Origin of the sequence: Alsobacter metallidurans (genome assembly GCF_014636935.1) — a bacterium.
Classification (GTDB): Bacteria; Pseudomonadota; Alphaproteobacteria; order Rhizobiales; family Beijerinckiaceae; genus Alsobacter; species Alsobacter metallidurans.
The window spans coordinates 634,543-650,190 of the sequence record NZ_BMES01000001.1; the positions used below are offsets into that span (position 1 = coordinate 634,543).

A 15,648-nucleotide genomic window follows, 5' to 3' on the forward strand; every position below is an offset into this window, starting at 1 on the left:
ACCCGGAACCGCTCCGCCGCGGCGGTGTTTCATCCGCGCCAGAAAAGGCCAGAAGCCTCGGCGACGGAGTGGACGTGATGACTATGGCCTGGGGGACCCGCGAGGGCGGCGCGCGCCGCTATCCCGTGGGGGCGGAACCGGTGAACGGCGGCGTATCGTTTCGCGTGTGGGCGCCGCGCGCCTCCGGGGTGGCGCTCGTCATCGACGGGCAGGCCGACGAGCCGATGGCTCCGGACGGAAGCGGGTATTTCTCGATCGTTTCGGCGGCCGCGGGCGTCGGCTCGCGCTATCGCTACCGCATCGACGGCCGCGAGGCCTACCCGGACCCTGCATCCCGCTGGCAGCCGGACGGCCCGCATGGTCCATCGGCGGTGGTGGACCCGGCCGCGTTCAGGTGGCGCGACGACGGCTGGAAGGGCGTCGAGCTGCGCGGGCAGGTGGTCTACGAGTTCCATGTCGGGACCTTCACGCCCGAGGGCACCTGGGCGGCGGCGGCCCGCAAGCTCCCGTTCCTGAAGGATGTCGGCGTCACCGTGCTGGAGATGATGCCCGTGAACGCCTTCACGGGCCGCTTCGGCTGGGGCTATGACGGCGTCGACCTGTTTGCGCCGACGCAGCTCTACGGATCGCCGGATGACCTTCGCGCCTTCGTGGACGAGGCTCATCGCCTCGGGCTCGGCGTCATCCTCGACGTGGTCTACAACCATTTCGGGCCGGACGGCTGCTACCTCGCCCATTTCGGGCCCTACACCAGCGACAAGCACGCCAACGAGTGGGGCGAGTCGGTGAACTTCGACGGCGAGGGCGCGGCCGGCGTGCGCGAGTTCGTGCTCGCCAATGCGGCCTACTGGATCGACGAGTTCCACTTCGACGGCCTGCGGGTGGACGCCACGCAGGCTTTCGTGGACGACAGCCCCGAGCACATCCTGGCGGCGCTGACCCGTGCGGCGCGCGAGGCGGCTCCCGGCCGTCCGGTGATCATCGTGGGCGAGAACGAGCCTCAGCATTCGACCTTGGCGCGACCCATTGCGGACGGCGGCTATGGGTTCGACGCGCTCTGGAACGACGACTGGCACCATTCCGCCATCGTGGCGCTGACCGGGCGCGCGGAGGCCTATTTCACCGACCACGCCGGCGCCCCGCAGGAGTTCGTGTCGGCCGCCAAATACGGCTTCCTGTTCCAGGGCCAGCGCTACGGCTGGCAGAAGCAGCGCCGCGGCATGCCGGCGCGCGGCCTTGCGCCCGAGCAGTTTGTGAACTTCCTCGAGAACCATGACCAGGTCGCCAATTTCGCGCCCGGCGATCGACTGTCGCGCCGCACGGGCGCGGGCCAGTTGCGCGCCGCAACGGCGCTGCTGCTGCTGCTGCCCGGGACCCCGATGCTGTTCCAGGGACAGGAATTTGGAGCCAGCAACCCGTTCGTGTATTTCGCCCATCACACGCCCGAGCTCGCCGAGCTCGTCCGCAAGGGGCGTCGCACCTTTCTCGACCAGTTCCAGAGCATCGGCGAGGATCCGCGCGCCCGGACCCTGGACCCGGGCGCGCTCGAGACGTTCAAGGCCTGCGTGCTCGACTGGGCCGAGTGCGAGCGCAATCAGGAGACGCTGGCGCTGCATCGCGACCTTCTGCGGCTTCGCCGGCAGGATCCCGTGTTCGCCGCGCAGGGCCGAGACGGCCTTGACGGAGCGGTGATCGGCCCGGAGGCGTTTCTGCTGCGCTATTTCGGCCCAGACGGGGACGACCGGCTGCTGCTGGTGAATTTCGGCCGCGACATCGCCGCGCCATCGCTCGCCGAGCCGCTCGCGGCTCCGCCCGAAGGCTGCGGCTGGCGCCGGCTGTGGTCGAGCGACGACGCGGACTACGGCGGCGGCGGAACGCCCGTGATCGAGGGCGACAACGGCTGGCGCATCCCCGGCCACGCGGCAGTCGCGCTGGCGCCGGAGAATTTGCCGGACGCCGCCAAGGCGAAGCCCTAGCCGGCGGAGCCGGCCGCGTCCCTCACCACCATCGGGAGGCCGGCCACCACGAACAACACACGGTCCGCCCGGGCGGCGAGGCGCTGGTGCAGCCGGCCGGCCTCGTCGCGGAAGCGGCGCGCCAGCGCGTTGTCGGGGACGATGCCCAGCCCCACCTCGTTGCTCACCAGCACGATCGGCGCACGGCTCGCCTGGAGCGCCTCCTCGAGCCGGTCGAACGCCTCCGCGAGGTCGCGCTCGCCCAGCATGAGGTTGGTGAGCCACAGCGTCAGGCAGTCCACCAGGATCGGCGGCGGCGCCTTGCCGATCCGCTCCAGCACCTCCGGCAGCTCCAGCGGCGCGTCCACGGTGATCCACCCGACCGCGCGCTGCGCGCGATGCAGCGCGATGCGCTCCTCCATCTCGGCGTCGAGAGCCTGCCCGGTGGCGACATAGCGCCAGGGGGCCGGCATGGCGGTGACCAGCGCTTCGGCATGGCGGCTCTTGCCCGAGCGGGCGCCGCCGAGAACCAGCGTGAGGGGAGGGAGGCTCATCCCGCAGATGAACCGCAACGGCGCCGCCCTGTCCACCCCGGCGGCGACTGTTTCGGTTTGGGGCGCCCGTCCCGTTCGGAACCCGTCAGACGAGCAGGTTGATGCGCTTCGATACGCAATCGGAGGTTGCAAATCTGCTGAAGCGTGGCCTCCGCCTTGCTCACCTCCCGCTGTGACGAGACGGCCCGCGCGGCCGCAGCAGCGAGGCCCGTATGCGTATCCTCTCGGTATTTGGAACCCGCCCGGAAGCCATCAAGATGGCCCCGATCGTGATGGCCCTGCGCGCCATGCCGGGCGTCGAGTCCCGCGTCTGCGTCACCGGCCAGCATCGGCGCATGCTGGATGACACCCTGGCGATCTTCGACATCAAGCCCGACGACGACCTCGACATCATGACCGGCAACCAGACGCTGGCCGACATTTCGGCCCGCGTGCTCACCGGCCTCGACCCGATCATGCGCGCCTACCGGCCGGATTTCGTGCTCGTGCAGGGCGACACCGCCACCAGCACGGCGGCGGCGCTGACGGCGTTCTTCAACAAGGTCCGGGTCGGCCATGTCGAGGCGGGCCTGCGCACCGGCAACCTCCTGAGCCCCTGGCCCGAGGAAGCCAACCGTCGCGTCACCGCGGTGGTCACGGACCGCCACTACGCCCCCACCGAAAAGGCGCGGCGGGCCCTGCTGGCCGAAGGCTATCCGGCCTCCTCCATCATGGTCACCGGCAACACCGTGATCGACGCGCTGCTGCACGTGGCCGACGAGGTCTCCGCGCCCGGGCCGATCCGCGACAAGCTCGACGGCCGCTTCGACTGGATCGACCCCGCCAAGCGGATGATCCTCGTCACCGGGCACCGCCGCGAGAGCTTCGGCGACGGCTTCCTGGGCATCTGCGAGGCGCTGCGCCAGCTCGCCGCGCGCGAGGACGTGCAGATCGTCTACCCGGTGCACCTTAATCCGAACGTGCGCCAACCGGTGTTCGACCTGCTCGCCAGCGTGCCGAACGTGTCGCTGATCGAGCCGCAGGACTACCGCAGCTTCGTCTACCTGATGACGCGCGCGTCCCTGATCCTGACGGACTCGGGCGGCGTGCAGGAGGAAGCGCCCGCGCTGGGCAAGCCCGTGCTGGTGATGCGCGACACCAGCGAGCGCATGGAGGCCGTGGAGGCCGGCGTCGCCCGCCTGGTCTCCACCGATCCGGCCCGCATTGTCGGCCACGTCGCCGACCTGCTCGGCGACCGCCGCCGCTACGCCGCCATGGCGACGGGCGCGAACCCCTTTGGCGACGGCAAGGCCGCGGCACGCATCGTGGCCGACCTGCTCGGCCAGTCCGGCGTCTCGCCACTGCCGATCCCGGCCGTCGAGATGGGGCAGCTCGCCCTCGCGATCGGCTGACGGCGCAAGTCCGCCGTCATACGCCCCGGCGCTCCCCGCGCCGGGGTTCCCGTATGCGCGGCGCCAGCGCTAGCGCCGCCGCATCGGGGCGCAATGGTCGACCACCTCGATACCGCCGCCGATGTTCAGCGTATGCGCGCCCGTGTCGCGAAGCCCGATCGGGGGCAGGCTCGCGAGCACGGTCTGGCTGAAGCCTTCCGGATCGAGCCGGTCCACGCGGCAGATCGAGAGGCCCGCCCCATAGCCGCCGCGGCAATCCTGCGCGGGACGAAAAAGGACGCCGCGCCGCCGCTCCAGCATGCCGGCCGGCCGCGCCGCGCGGGCGTCCACCAGCACCGGGTTCAGCGGATGCGGCGTCCACGGCCCGCGCCAGTGGTCCGCCATGAACAGGCTGAGCGCGTCCCAGCTCGTCTGGCCGCCGGCGGTGTCGGCCGCAAACATCCAGAACCGGCCGTCATGCTCGGCCAATGTGACGTCCGACAGCTCCACGCCCGTCAGGATATCGGCTTCTTTCACCCAGCGATCCGGGAAGCGCTCGGCCCGGTAAAGCTCGACGCTGCGGTTCTCGTAGGTCTCGGGGATCATCCAGACCTGCCCGTCGCGCTCGAACACGAACGGGTAGGAGAGATGATAAGGTCGCTCCAGCACGATGCTGAGCGGGCCTGCCCGGCCCTCGGCGTCGAGCGTGAACACGCCTATCTTGCCGCGCGGATCGGCGTAGTCGAACACCTCGCAGAACACGCAGAACTGGCCGCCCCGGCTGATCACGAACGGATCGGCGACATAGCGCCCGGCGCCCGGTTGCAGCCATGTATACCCGTTCGCCGGCCAGGCCTGCCGATCATAAAGGTCCTCGCCGGCTCCCGCCTTGCGCCAGCCGATCCGCCAATGCGCCGGATGCTCGGCCAGCGAGCGGATCTTGCGCTCCACCCCGCGCACGAATTGCGACGCCCCGAAGGTGAGCGCGCCTGTGTGGTCCGGCGCAGGCGGGGCGGCAGCCGTTTCCACGCCGCCCACGGCCGTGACGGCGGACACGAGCAGCAGGGACAGGCGGGCCAGGACGGCTTCGAGGCTGGAGGACAACAGCGCCGGCTGGGGCAGGGCCGCCAGCCCGGTCGCGGCGATCCGCCCGGCCGGAATGCGGCGCACGGAAAGCGTCGGCGATCGCTCCGCCAGCAGAGCCGCGTAGAGGGCCGGCCAGCCCGGCGCGCCGTCGAATTCGGGCCGCAGCGCCGGCCCGGCCTCCGCCGGATCCCCCCCGGTCAGGTCCATGACGAGATCGATCGGAGCGTCGTCCACGAGGTCCGACTGCAGCTCCGGCGCGGGATCCAGCGCCGAGAGCGCGCGGCCGAAGACGCGCCGCTCGAACCAGACGAGCGCGGCGAGGTCGGCCGGCAGGCTGGCCGGCGCCGTCCCGTGCTGAACGACGACGCGATGCCCCGCCGAACGCAGCCGCTCGGCCAGCCCTAGATGCCATCGCAGAGCAGGGCCCGCCGGCAGGCGCAGCGCGATCTTCATTCACCCCTCTCCGGGACGCAGCGCGGAGCAATTCGCGTCATTTGATGAGAATTCGACACACGCGGCTCCAGCGCAATCGTGCGCCGGTCCGCGCCGAACATTACAGCGTCCCAAGGTTAAGAAGTCGCGCTCGATCCCGGCCACACGCAATACGGGCACAGAGGTTGCAAATCTCCGCACTGCAACTGGAAACGTCCGATGTCCGAACGCCCCAACGCTGCTTTTCGCGACGCATCGTTCCGAAAGAAAACACAACCGGAAATCCATGTTCCGAGAGAGGACTCCCGGGTGATACCGCTCCGCCCCAGCGTGCGTCGCGTGGCTGGGAAATCGCGCCGGTCCGTCGCCAAGCGAGTGTTCGACCTCGTCTTCGCCACACTCGGGTTGGTCCTGCTCTCGCCGGCGCTGATCATGGTTGCGATCGCGATCAAGCTGGAGAGCCGCGGGCCGGTCTTCTTCCGCCAGACGCGGCACGGGCTCGACCACGCCGCCTTCCGGATCTGGAAATTTCGCACCATGACGTGCGTCGAGGACGAGGAGACCGTCCGTCAGGCCATTCGGCTCGACCCGCGCCTCACCCGCATCGGAGCCGTTTTGCGACGCGCCAGCGTCGACGAGCTGCCGCAGCTCTTCAACGTCATCATGGGCGAGATGTCGCTTGTCGGGCCACGGCCCCACGCGGTTTCGCACAACCGGTATTACGAGGTGCTGATCCCCGGCTATGCGCGGCGCCACAGCGTCACGCCGGGCATCACCGGCCTGGCGCAGGTGAACGGCCATCGCGGCCCCACCGAAACGGTCGACAAGATGCGCCGCCGGGTCGAGCTCGACCTCGCTTATGTGGACGGGCGCTCGTTCTGGCTGGACCTCAAGATCCTCGCCCTTACGGCCTTTCCGGCCGCGTCCCGAAACGCGTTTTGAGCCGGCGCATGGCCCGTCCTCACACTGTGTTGACCAGCGCCGGCCTCGCGCAGGCGTCGGCGGGAGCGGATCCATGGGCGCCGGCCGACGATCGTCCGCTGCTCCGCACCGTGCTGTCCTGGGGCGTCGCGGCCGCGCTGCTGTCGCGCTTCGTGCTTTCCGAAAACCTTCTCAACGCGGTGATCAACTACTCGAACGACGGCGGGTCCGTGGTGGAGAAGATCCACATCGCGACCTACCTGGGCGTCGTCTTGTTCGGCTTCGCGCTGCTGACCACACGCATCGTGCTCTCGCCCGCCGAGGCGCGCGTGCTGCGCCAGATGGGCGCTCTGGTGGGCGTGGTGTTCGGCCTCACCGCCATTGTGGTCCTGTCGGGCAACAGCGTTTCGGCCGGCTTCCTGGTCGACACCTATGTGAGCGCCGCGCTGGCCGGCGCGCTGATGCTGCTGCTGACGCCGGCGTGGCGTCGCGGCGTCGGCGATGCGCTCCTCGCCTTCATGCTGCTGAGCTCGTTCGTGGTGCTGGCCGAAAAGGCCACGGGGCACCGGCTCCTGCCATACCCCTATGACGAGAACGGCTTCAGGCCGACCGGCCTCACCTCCCACCCGCTGGTCGTCGGCCTGTTCAACGCGGGATCGATCGCGTTCGTGATGCTCACGCGCTGGCCTGCCTGGAGCAAAGCCGCCGCCATGGCGCTGCTGGTGGTCGCCGCCTTCGCGGCGGGAGCACGCACGGGCGCGCTGCTCTGCGCCGCGGTCGCCCTCGCGAGCGCCGTGACGGCTCCGATCCGCGACCCCAACCCGACGCGGCGCCTGCAGATCAGGGGCTTGATCGTCCTGGGGCTGCTCGCCTTGATCCCGATCGCCTTGCCCGTCATGGCGCAGCTTGGCCTGCTCGAGCGCTTCATTACGGACGGCTATGTGGACGACAGCGCCAACGCGCGCGTCGAGATCTACCGCCTGTTTTCCATGGTGACCTGGCGCGACATCCTCCTCGGCGCCGACCTGCTCTGGATCAAGAAGCTGGCCTTCGAGAAGCTCGGCTTCGAGTTCATCGAGAGCCCGGTGATCATGTTCGTGTTCCAGTTCGGCGCGATCGGGGCCGCCGTGCTGTTCGGCGCGATCCTGTGGACCTTCTGGCGCCTCGTCGCCGGCCAGAACTGGCGGACCGCGATGGGCGTCGTCGCGTTTCTGCTCTGCGCTCTCTCCAACAACACGCTCGCATCCAAGAACCAGGCAGTGCTCATGATGATCGTTTATCTGCTCGCCTACGGCCGCTACGGCCGCGAGGCGAGTCCTGTCTTGAGGCGCGCGTCGTGAGCCGTCTCACCCGACGCGGGCTCCTGGCCATGGCCGCCGGCGTCGCGACCCTCGCGGCCGCACCGCCGCTGCGGGCGGCGGGGCCCGTTTTCCGCCGTGGCGCCAGCATCCACAACCTGCTGAACTGGGCGACCGTGGAGGCTGCTGACAAAACCCGCTTCGCGTGGCCGCCCTTCAACGGACCTGCTCACCAGACGCCGGACGCGATCCTGCGCAACCTCGTGCGCGCCGGCTTCGACTTCATCCGCGTGACCATCGATCCCGGCCCCTTCCTGCAGTTCGAGGGCGACAAGCGCGACGCGCTGGACGGCATGCTGCTGACGCAGGTGCGGCGGCTGCTGGACGCCGGGTTCGGGGTGATCGTCGATTTTCATCCGGTCAGCCAGGTTCCCGCCTACGCGCCGGAGCTGATCACCGCGACGCTCGGCTCGCCGCTGTTCACCGCCTATGCGGACATGCTGGCGCGCATCGCCGGAAAGCTGGCCGCGCTGGAAACGCCGCGCGTCGCGCTCGAACTCATGAACGAGCCGCAATACGGCTGGGACGCCGGCTCGACGGCGCGCTGGCAGGCCATGCTGGTGGAGTTGCACGCGCGTGCGCGCACGGCCGCCCCGAGGGTGCCGATCGTGCTCTCGGGCGCGCGGGGAGGAGACAAGGACGGGCTGCTGGCGCTCGACGCCACGCCGTTTCGCGGCAGCGACGTGTGGTGGACCTTCCACTACTATGCCCCGCACGTGTTCACGCACCAGGGCGTGAAGGCCGACCAGGGCGATGCGCGCTTCTGGCGCTACATGTCCAGCCTGCCATACCCGGCCGCAGGCGCGGATCGCGCCGCCACGCTGGACCATATCGTCCGTCAGGTCGCGGCCGAGCCCGGCCTCAGCGCCGCCCAGCGGGGCGCGGCCCTGCGCGGGGCCAAGGCGTCCGCCACGGCCTATCTCGACTCCGGCTTCGACCGCGCCGCGATCTGGCGCGATTTCCGCTCCGTCTCGGACTGGGCGGCCCGCAGCGGCGTCGACCGCTCCCGCATCCTGCTCGGCGAGTTCGGCGTGACGCGCACCTACGGGCCTTATCGGGCCGCCGACGACGGCGCACGCGAGCGCTGGCTCACGGACGTGCGCGTGGAAGCCGAGGCCAACGGCTTCGCCTGGGCGCTGTGGGCCGTTACCGGCTATGGCGGCATGGCGCTGGTGGAGACAGACGACTCCACCGCCTTCGACGCCGTGCAGCTGCGTGCGCTGGGGCTGCGCGCCTAGGCGCGCGCCATCTCCAGGTAGAGCGCCCGCAGCCGGTCGGCGAAGCGGCCGATTTCGTAATGCTGCACAAAGGAGTCGCGCGCCGCGGCCTGCGCGCGGCCGAGCCGCTCGGGGCTGAGCAGCAGCTCGGCCAGGCGCGCCGCGATGTGCTGCGGGTCGAGCGCCACGATCGCACCCGTGACGCCGTCGACCACCACATCCGGGATGGCGCCGACATCCGAGGCGACCAGCGCCGCGCCCGCGCAGGCGCCTTCCAGCAAGGTCAGCGGCAGCCCCTCGACCCGCGACGGCAGCACCACGATGGCGGCCTCGCGCATCAGGCCGTGCACGGCGTCGCTGTCCACCCAGCCCGTAAAGGACACCCGCTCGGCGAGCCCGGCCTCCGCCGCCCGCGCACGATAGTGGTCAACGTCGCCGTTTCCCGCCATCACGCAGCGCCAGTGCGGCGTGATCGCGGCGAGCTTTTCGAGCGCGTCCACGAGGAGGTCGGCGCCCTTGCGCGAGCCGACTTCGCCGGCGAAGAGGATCAGCGGCGCGCCGTGGTGGGGCTTCGGCGGCGCAATGTCGGGCGCGAAATCCGGGATGCCGTTCGGGATCACGACGATGCGCTCCGGGGCGGCCCCGAGCGCCCGCGAGAAGAACGGCGCGAAGTATCGGCCGAGCACGATGATCCGGTCGGCGTCGCGCGCCATCCAGCCCAGCATGCGAAACCACGGCGGCCGCGCGGCCTGGTCCTGGGCCGTCACCATACCGTGGAAGTGGATCACGACCCGCCGGCCCGCGAGCCCGGCCAACATGGCCAGAACGGCCTTGCGGTACACGCTGCCATGCGTGGAGTGGTTCAGGTGGACGATGTCGACGCCCTTCACCACCAGCGTCCACAGAAAGGCTGCGACCCTGGCCGGAAAGCCCAGCATCGAGCGCCAGCCCTCGGCCGGGCCGCGCGCGGCGAAATACAGCATCTCGACGCCCTGCGGGCCGCGAACGGCCTCGACCTGGCGCAGGTAGAAGTACAGCCGATCGATGCCGCCCTGACCCGCCATGCCGGTCGGGGTGACCACGAGGACCCGCACGGGCCTCGCGGCATGCTCTGCTGACGCCATCGTCCTCGCCTTGCCCAGACGCGGCGATTAGCACGCTGGTGCTTAAGGTTGGGTTGCCGTGCAACCGATACAGCAACCTGAGGTAGGCATACGCTTTGCTGCGCTCGCGATGGGATCTCCATGCGGTCGCCCGCGCGCATCAGGTTGGCACGAAGCCGCCTCATCCTGGCGCAAACGATCGGCCTGGAGATCCGGACCTTGTCCAATCCGGAGCCGTCGCGCATGAGCATCGTCACGCACCATCGCTGGGAGAACGCCGCCGAGCGACCCGCGCAGGAGCCCGAGCGTTCGCGCGGCTGGGTCGCCGAAGCGATCACGATCGACATGCGGGGCGCGGGGCGAATGCTGCTCCGCCGGAAATGGCATCTGCTCGCGCCAATGCTCCTGTGCCTTATCGCTGCGGCGGCCGGGGCGGCGCTGCTGAAGCCCCGCTTCGCCAGCACGGTGCAGCTGCTGGCCGACCCGCGCGAGCTGCAGGTGGTGCGCCCCGACGCGACGCTGCGCGTGCAGGCGGCCGAGCTCACCGCCACGGACGCCGAAACGGCCCTCGGCGTGCTGCGCTCGTCGAGCATTCTCGGCAAGGTGGTGGCCCGGGAGAGCCTTGACCAGGATTCCGAATTCATCGGCCAGAGGCCGACGTCCGAGCCCTACCTGACGGCGCTCACCACGCTGGAGAAGCGCGTCGCCGTGAAACGCGCCGACAAGAGCTTCGTGGTCGAGGTGTCGGTCTGGACGCTCAGCGCCGAGAAGTCGGCCCGCATCGCCAACGCGATCGCGGCCGTCTACCTGCAGGAGGAGGCCGCCGGAAAGGTCGAGGCGTCCCAGCGCGCCTCGCGCGCGCTGGCCTCGCGCATCGGCGAGCTTAGCGTCCGCGTGCAGGACGCCGAGCGGCTCGTCGCCGAGTACCGCTCGCGCAACGACCTCATCGGCGCCAGCGGCAGCCTCGTGCCCGAGCAGCAGATCGCCGAGATCAGCAAGCAGCTCGTCTCGGCGCGCGCCCGCACGGCCGACGCCCGGGCCCGCTTCGACCAGGTGCAGCAGCTCCGCCGCCAGCCGCTCGCCATGGGCGACGTGCCGGATGCGGCAAGCTCGGCCGTGGTGGCGCAGCTCAAGGGGCGGTATGCCGACGCCACGCGCCAGCAGGCCGACATCGGCGCCCGGCTCGGCCCGCGCCACCCCGAGGCCGCCGCCATCGGCGCGCAGGTCGCGGACGTGCGCCGTCAGCTCGACGGGGAACTCACCCGACTGGCGCGCTCCGCGGAGGCCGACTACGACCGCGCCCGGCAGGCCGAGGACAGCCTTTCGCGCACGCTCGACAAGTTGAAGACGGCCGCCAACGACAGCGGCGAGGCCATGGTGCGCATGCGCGAGCTGGAGCGCCAGGCCGAGGCGAGCCGCGCGATCTACGCCACCTTCCTGCAGCGCGCCAAGGAAATTTCCGAGCAGCAGGGCATCGACACCTCCAACTCCCGCGTGATCTCGCCCGCCATTGCGAGCCAGAGCCCGACCGGCCTGTCGCGCTCGCTCATTCTCGCCGGAGGCGTGTTCGGAGGCCTGATGCTGGGCGTGGGCGCCGCTCTCCTGCGCGAGCTCACAGACGGCACGCTGCACCGCAAGAGCGAGTTCGCCGCGGCGTCGCGCCTGCCGGTGCTGGGCGTGCTGGCGGCGGACGCCAAGGCGCGCCGGCGCGGCGCGTTGCGCACGTTCGTGATCGACGAGCCGGGCGGCGCGATGGCGGCGCTTGTCTACAGGCTGCTGGATCTGACGCGGGCGCCGCGCACGTCGCGGCTCGCCTCGCGCAGCATCCTGTTCCTTTCGGTCGAGCCGAATTTCCAGCGCACGCAGCTCGCCTTCAACCTCGCGGCCGCGGCGGCAAGGGACGAAGGCCGCGTCCTGCTGGTCGACGCGGACGGCGAGGCCGGCTTCAGCCGCGACCTGGAGGCCATGCCCGAGCACGGGCTGGCGGACGTGATCGGCCGGCGCTGCACGCTCGACCGCGCCGTGGTGGTGGACGAGGAAACAGGGCTCGGCGTGCTCGCCGCCGCGCCGGGCCTTGGCCGGCCGTCGCCCGACCTTGTCGGGTCCGCCCTGATGGGACCGGCCCGCGGCTTTGACCGGCTCGTGCTCGACGCCGGGACGCCGGCCACGCACCCGGCTGCCCTGTCCTTCGCGACAGCGGCGGACGACATCATCCTGGTCGCCACCCCGGGCGTGACCCGGCGCGACACCCTCCAGGACACCCTCGAACTGCTGGACGCCGTACGCGGCAAGATCCGCGGGATCGTCCTCGCCTGACCGCCGCCCGGCGCGCCTCATCACGGCGGTGTGCCAAGCCGGGACGCACAACCTTGGCGCCGGGATTGCGACCATAGGTTGCAACACCCCATCCCCGCCCCGCCGCGGGACACGACGTCAGGAGATGCGAGCCATGGCCCCCTTCAACGCCCCCCAGCCGACCTTCGAAGCCCCGGACCGCAGCCCGGCCCAGAGCGCCTCGAGCGTCGGCCCGAACGGGCGCCGGCCGATCGAGACCGTGTCGGTCGTGGGTCTCGGCTATGTGGGGCTGCCGACCGCCGCGCTGCTGGCCTCGCGCGGCCTCAAGGTCATCGGCGTCGACCTCAAGGCCGAGGCCGTGGCCCGCATCAACGAGGGCCGCGCGCACATCGCCGAGCCCGATCTGGACATGATCCTGAGCGCGGTCGTACAGGCCGGGCGGCTCGAGGCCTGCTCGTCGCCCAAGCCCGCAGACGCCTTCCTGATCGCGGTGCCGACGCCGATCAATCGCGACAAGAAGGCCGACATGCGGGCCGTCGAGTCCGCCCTGGCGTCGGTCGCCCCCGTGCTGAAGCGCGGCGACCTGATCGTGATCGAGTCCACCTCGCCGGTCGGCACCACCGAGCGCGCCGCCGCGCAGCTGCGCCGTCTCCGTCCGGACCTCACCTTCCCGGATCACGCTCCCGAGCAGTCCGACATCCTCGTCGCCTACTGCCCGGAGCGCATCCTGCCCGGCCAGACGCTGCGCGAGCTCGTCGACAACGCCCGCATCATCGGCGGGCTCGATCACGCGAGCGCGCTGCGGGCCCGCGAGGTCTACGCCCATTTCGCCATGGGGCAGATGATGCTGGCCACCAGCCGCGAGGCCGAATGCGCCAAGCTGGCTGAGAACGCCTTCCGGGACGTCAACATCGCCTACGCCAACGAGCTCTCGATCCTGTGCGAAGGCATGGGCGTGGATCCCTGGGCGGTAATCCGGATGGCCAACCTTCACCCGCGCGTCAACATCCTGTCGCCCGGTCCCGGCGTTGGCGGCCACTGCATCCCGATCGACCCCTGGTTCCTCCACCAGGCCATGCCGGAGGAGACGCCGCTGATCGCGGCGGCGCGTTCAGTGAACGACGGCAAGCCGCAGCGGGTCGCCAACCGCGTCCAGAAGCTCGCCAAGCGGTTCCGCGAGCCCGCGATCGCCGTGCTGGGGCTCGCCTACAAGCCGAATGTCGACGACCTGCGTGAAAGCCCGGCCGTCGAGATCGCCCGCATCCTGGCCGATCGTCACGTGGGCCGCCTGCTGGTGGCCGAGCCCAATATCGCCCGCCTGCCGGACGAACTCGCCGGCCGGCCCGACGTCGCGCTGGTGGATTGCGCCGCCGCCGTGGCGGAGGCCGACCTCGTCGTGATCCTGGTGGCGCACAGCAAGTTCCGGATGATCGACCGGGCCGCGCTCGCCTCGCGCGTCGTGGTCGACACCGTCGGCCTGCTGCAGCCCGACGCGAACTGATCCGGCCGCGGCCCTCTGGCCGCCGCGCGCCCCCTCCAACCCAGGACGTCGTCGATGTGTGGATTTGCCGGTCTGGTTCAGCGCAATCCCTCGCCCGAGGTGAGCGAGCGGTTCTGCGCGCTGGCGCTGAAAACGCTCGCGCGCCGCGGCCCCGACGACGCCCGCACGCTGCGGCGGGGCGCGGTGGATCTCGTGCACACCCGCCTGTCGATCATCGACGCCGAGGGTGGCTTGCAGCCGATGGAGGACGAGGCCGGGATCATCGTCTTCAACGGCGAGATCTACAATCACGAGGAGCTGCGCCAGCCCAACACCCTCTACGCGTCCCGTTCCGACACGGAAGTGCTGCTGAAGGGGCTGAACACGCAGGGGCCCGATTTCCTGGACCGCGCCGACGGCATGTTCGCCTTCGCGTATCTCAACAAGGCCCAGGGCAAGCTCTACGTCGCGCGTGATCGCTACGGCATCAAGCCGGCCTATGTGCTGAAATCCGCCGACGCCTTCGCGTTCGGCTCCACCCTGCAGGCGCTGATGCCGTTCTCGGACAAGCGCATCGATGGCCAGGCGCTGGTGGAGTACTACACCTCCCGCGCCGCCCATGCGCCGCGCACGATGTTCCAGGACATCCGCGAGATTCCCCCGGGCTGCATGGCGGTGTTCGACCTGCGCGCGTTCACGGTGGAGATGAAGCGCTGGGTGCAGGACCGGGACATCCCGGTGAGCCGCGCCTCCGAGGCCGACCTGCTCGCTGAACTCGACTCCGTGCTGCACGCCTCCGTGAAGGCGCATCTCGTCTCCGACGTGCCGGTCGCGTCGCTGCTCTCGGGCGGCATCGACTCCGGCCTGATCACCGCGATCGCGGCCCGGTATGCGCCCGATCTTCACTGCTTCTCGGCCGGCTTCCAGGACAAGCGCTTCGACGAGAGCCCCTACGCGCAGGCGGTGGCCCGCCGCTACGGGCTGCGCCACTCGGTGAAGTTCATGAACGACGAGACCGTGTTCGGCCTGCTCGACTCCTGGCCGAGCGTGATGGACGACGCCAACGCCGAGCCCGCCTCGGTGCTGAAATACGTGGTCGCCCAGTTCGCGCGCGACAGCGGCTACAAGGTGGTGCTGGCCGGAGAGGGCGCCGACGAGTTCTTCGGCGGCTACAACCAGTATTGGCGCTTTCGCCTCGCCAAGCGCCTCAGCGTCCTTGGCGCGCATGTGCCGATGCTGGCCGGCTGGGCCGAAAAGGCCGCCGGCCCGCGCAGTCGCATCGCCCATTTCCTGCGCCAGGCCTCCGGCCGCCAGGGCTTCCCGGGCACGAGCATGCCGTTCGAGCCGCATCTCGTCGGCCAGATGTTCTCCGGCGTGAACACCGGCGAATACGGCGTCGACACGCTGCGGCAGGCCCTGTTCCTGGACCAGCGCCGCCGGCTGCCCGACGACATGCTGACGGCGGCCGACCGGGCCACCATGCACGCCTCCATCGAGGCGCGCGTGCCCTTCGTGACGCGCAGCGTCGGCGATTTCGCCGCCTCGCTGGGCGACGACATGCTGCTGCGCGGCCGCAAGCAGAAATACCTGCTGCGCCAGCTCGCGCTGCGCTACCTGCCGGCCGAATGCGTCGAGCGCCGCAAGGTCGGCTTCGACATGCCGCTCGGCCGCTGGTTCCGCGGCCGCCTTCGCGACGTCGTCTACGACACCCTGGCCAACACCTGGCAGCGCGACTTCCTGCGCCCCGGCGCCATGGAGCGCATCGTCGACCTGCACATGAGCGGCAAGGCCGACTACGCCGACAAGATCTGGGCCTTCGTGGTCCTCGACCGCAACGTCCGCGCCCTGCGCGCCATCAGCTGAAGGGGAGCCAAGCC

At 70.5% G+C, this 15,648-nt stretch carries 11 protein-coding genes; 8 read left to right on the plus strand and 3 right to left on the minus strand.

Translation table 11 applies throughout. The annotated features are described in order from the left end of the window. The first annotated feature begins 77 nt into the window (after positions 1-77). Positions 78-1,976, plus strand: a complete 1,899-nt coding sequence (treZ, locus tag IEV99_RS02740; protein WP_210318610.1) for a malto-oligosyltrehalose trehalohydrolase — start codon at positions 78-80, stop codon at positions 1,974-1,976. Here treZ and cobU read toward each other — a convergent pair. After that, positions 1,973-2,509: a bifunctional adenosylcobinamide kinase/adenosylcobinamide-phosphate guanylyltransferase gene (cobU, locus tag IEV99_RS02745; RefSeq protein WP_188516186.1), complete on the minus strand. Its 537-nt coding sequence runs from the start codon at positions 2,507-2,509 to the stop codon at positions 1,973-1,975. The genes treZ and cobU overlap by 4 nt on opposite strands. A 212-nt stretch (positions 2,510-2,721) precedes the next feature. On the opposite strand from cobU, the gene wecB reads away from it, so the two are divergent. Further along, positions 2,722-3,900, plus strand: coding sequence for a non-hydrolyzing UDP-N-acetylglucosamine 2-epimerase (wecB, locus tag IEV99_RS02750; protein ID WP_188516187.1), 1,179 nt, complete (start codon positions 2,722-2,724; stop codon positions 3,898-3,900). A gap of 69 nt (positions 3,901-3,969) precedes the next feature. Here the strand turns inward: wecB and IEV99_RS02755 are convergent, their stop codons facing one another. Next, the gene (locus tag IEV99_RS02755) at positions 3,970-5,418 is read right to left on the minus strand and encodes a glucosamine inositolphosphorylceramide transferase family protein (protein ID WP_188516188.1); all 1,449 of its coding nucleotides are present in this window, start codon (positions 5,416-5,418) and stop codon (positions 3,970-3,972) included. 318 nt (positions 5,419-5,736) lie between these two features. On the opposite strand from IEV99_RS02755, the gene IEV99_RS02760 reads away from it, so the two are divergent. From IEV99_RS02760 to IEV99_RS02770, 3 genes are read left to right on the plus strand one after another with little or no spacing between them, the layout of a single operon-like run. Continuing rightward, entirely contained in the window at positions 5,737-6,339 is a 603-nt protein-coding gene (locus IEV99_RS02760; protein ID WP_244643505.1) for an exopolysaccharide biosynthesis polyprenyl glycosylphosphotransferase, read from the plus strand. A gap of 8 nt (positions 6,340-6,347) precedes the next feature. Next, positions 6,348-7,658, plus strand: coding sequence for a VpsF family polysaccharide biosynthesis protein (locus IEV99_RS02765; protein WP_188516190.1), 1,311 nt, complete (start codon positions 6,348-6,350; stop codon positions 7,656-7,658). Further along, complete coding sequence (locus tag IEV99_RS02770; protein WP_188516191.1) at positions 7,655-8,914, plus strand: glycoside hydrolase family 5 protein; 1,260 nt, start codon at positions 7,655-7,657, stop codon at positions 8,912-8,914. The genes IEV99_RS02765 and IEV99_RS02770 overlap by 4 nt, the downstream gene beginning before the upstream one ends. Here IEV99_RS02770 and IEV99_RS02775 read toward each other — a convergent pair. Next, positions 8,911-10,017 (minus strand): glycosyltransferase family 4 protein, encoded by a 1,107-nt coding sequence (locus IEV99_RS02775; RefSeq protein WP_188516192.1) that lies wholly within the window; start codon positions 10,015-10,017, stop codon positions 8,911-8,913. The two genes, IEV99_RS02770 and IEV99_RS02775, sit on opposite strands and share 4 nt — an antisense overlap. Positions 10,018-10,239: 222 nt before the next feature. Between IEV99_RS02775 and IEV99_RS02780 the strand changes: the two genes are divergently transcribed. The 3 genes from IEV99_RS02780 (at position 10,240) to asnB (ending at position 15,634) form a co-directional block, all read left to right on the plus strand. Continuing rightward, entirely contained in the window at positions 10,240-12,312 is a 2,073-nt protein-coding gene (locus IEV99_RS02780; protein WP_188516193.1) for a GumC family protein, read from the plus strand. Between the two features lie 133 nt (positions 12,313-12,445). After that, positions 12,446-13,792, plus strand: coding sequence for a UDP-N-acetyl-D-mannosamine dehydrogenase (gene wecC, locus IEV99_RS02785; protein WP_188516194.1), 1,347 nt, complete (start codon positions 12,446-12,448; stop codon positions 13,790-13,792). 54 nt (positions 13,793-13,846) lie between these two features. After that, the gene (asnB, locus tag IEV99_RS02790) at positions 13,847-15,634 is read left to right on the plus strand and encodes an asparagine synthase (glutamine-hydrolyzing) (RefSeq protein ID WP_188516195.1); all 1,788 of its coding nucleotides are present in this window, start codon (positions 13,847-13,849) and stop codon (positions 15,632-15,634) included. Positions 15,635-15,648 lie beyond the last annotated feature (14 nt).

What these genes read in the sequence shown, in the direction of transcription:
- treZ (WP_210318610.1), top strand. Translation starts at nt 78, where the DNA reads ATGACTATGGCCTGGGGGACCCGCGAGGGCGGCGCGCGCCGCTATCCC.
- asnB (WP_188516195.1), top strand. Translation starts at nt 13,847, where the DNA reads ATGTGTGGATTTGCCGGTCTGGTTCAGCGCAATCCCTCGCCCGAGGTG.
- cobU (WP_188516186.1), bottom strand. Translation starts at nt 2,509, where the DNA reads ATGAGCCTCCCTCCCCTCACGCTGGTTCTCGGCGGCGCCCGCTCGGGC.
- IEV99_RS02765 (WP_188516190.1), top strand. Translation starts at nt 6,348, where the DNA reads ATGGCCCGTCCTCACACTGTGTTGACCAGCGCCGGCCTCGCGCAGGCG.
- IEV99_RS02755 (WP_188516188.1), bottom strand. Translation starts at nt 5,418, where the DNA reads ATGAAGATCGCGCTGCGCCTGCCGGCGGGCCCTGCTCTGCGATGGCAT.
- IEV99_RS02775 (WP_188516192.1), bottom strand. Translation starts at nt 10,017, where the DNA reads ATGGCGTCAGCAGAGCATGCCGCGAGGCCCGTGCGGGTCCTCGTGGTC.
- wecC (WP_188516194.1), top strand. Translation starts at nt 12,446, where the DNA reads ATGGCCCCCTTCAACGCCCCCCAGCCGACCTTCGAAGCCCCGGACCGC.
- IEV99_RS02780 (WP_188516193.1), top strand. Translation starts at nt 10,240, where the DNA reads ATGAGCATCGTCACGCACCATCGCTGGGAGAACGCCGCCGAGCGACCC.
- wecB (WP_188516187.1), top strand. Translation starts at nt 2,722, where the DNA reads ATGCGTATCCTCTCGGTATTTGGAACCCGCCCGGAAGCCATCAAGATG.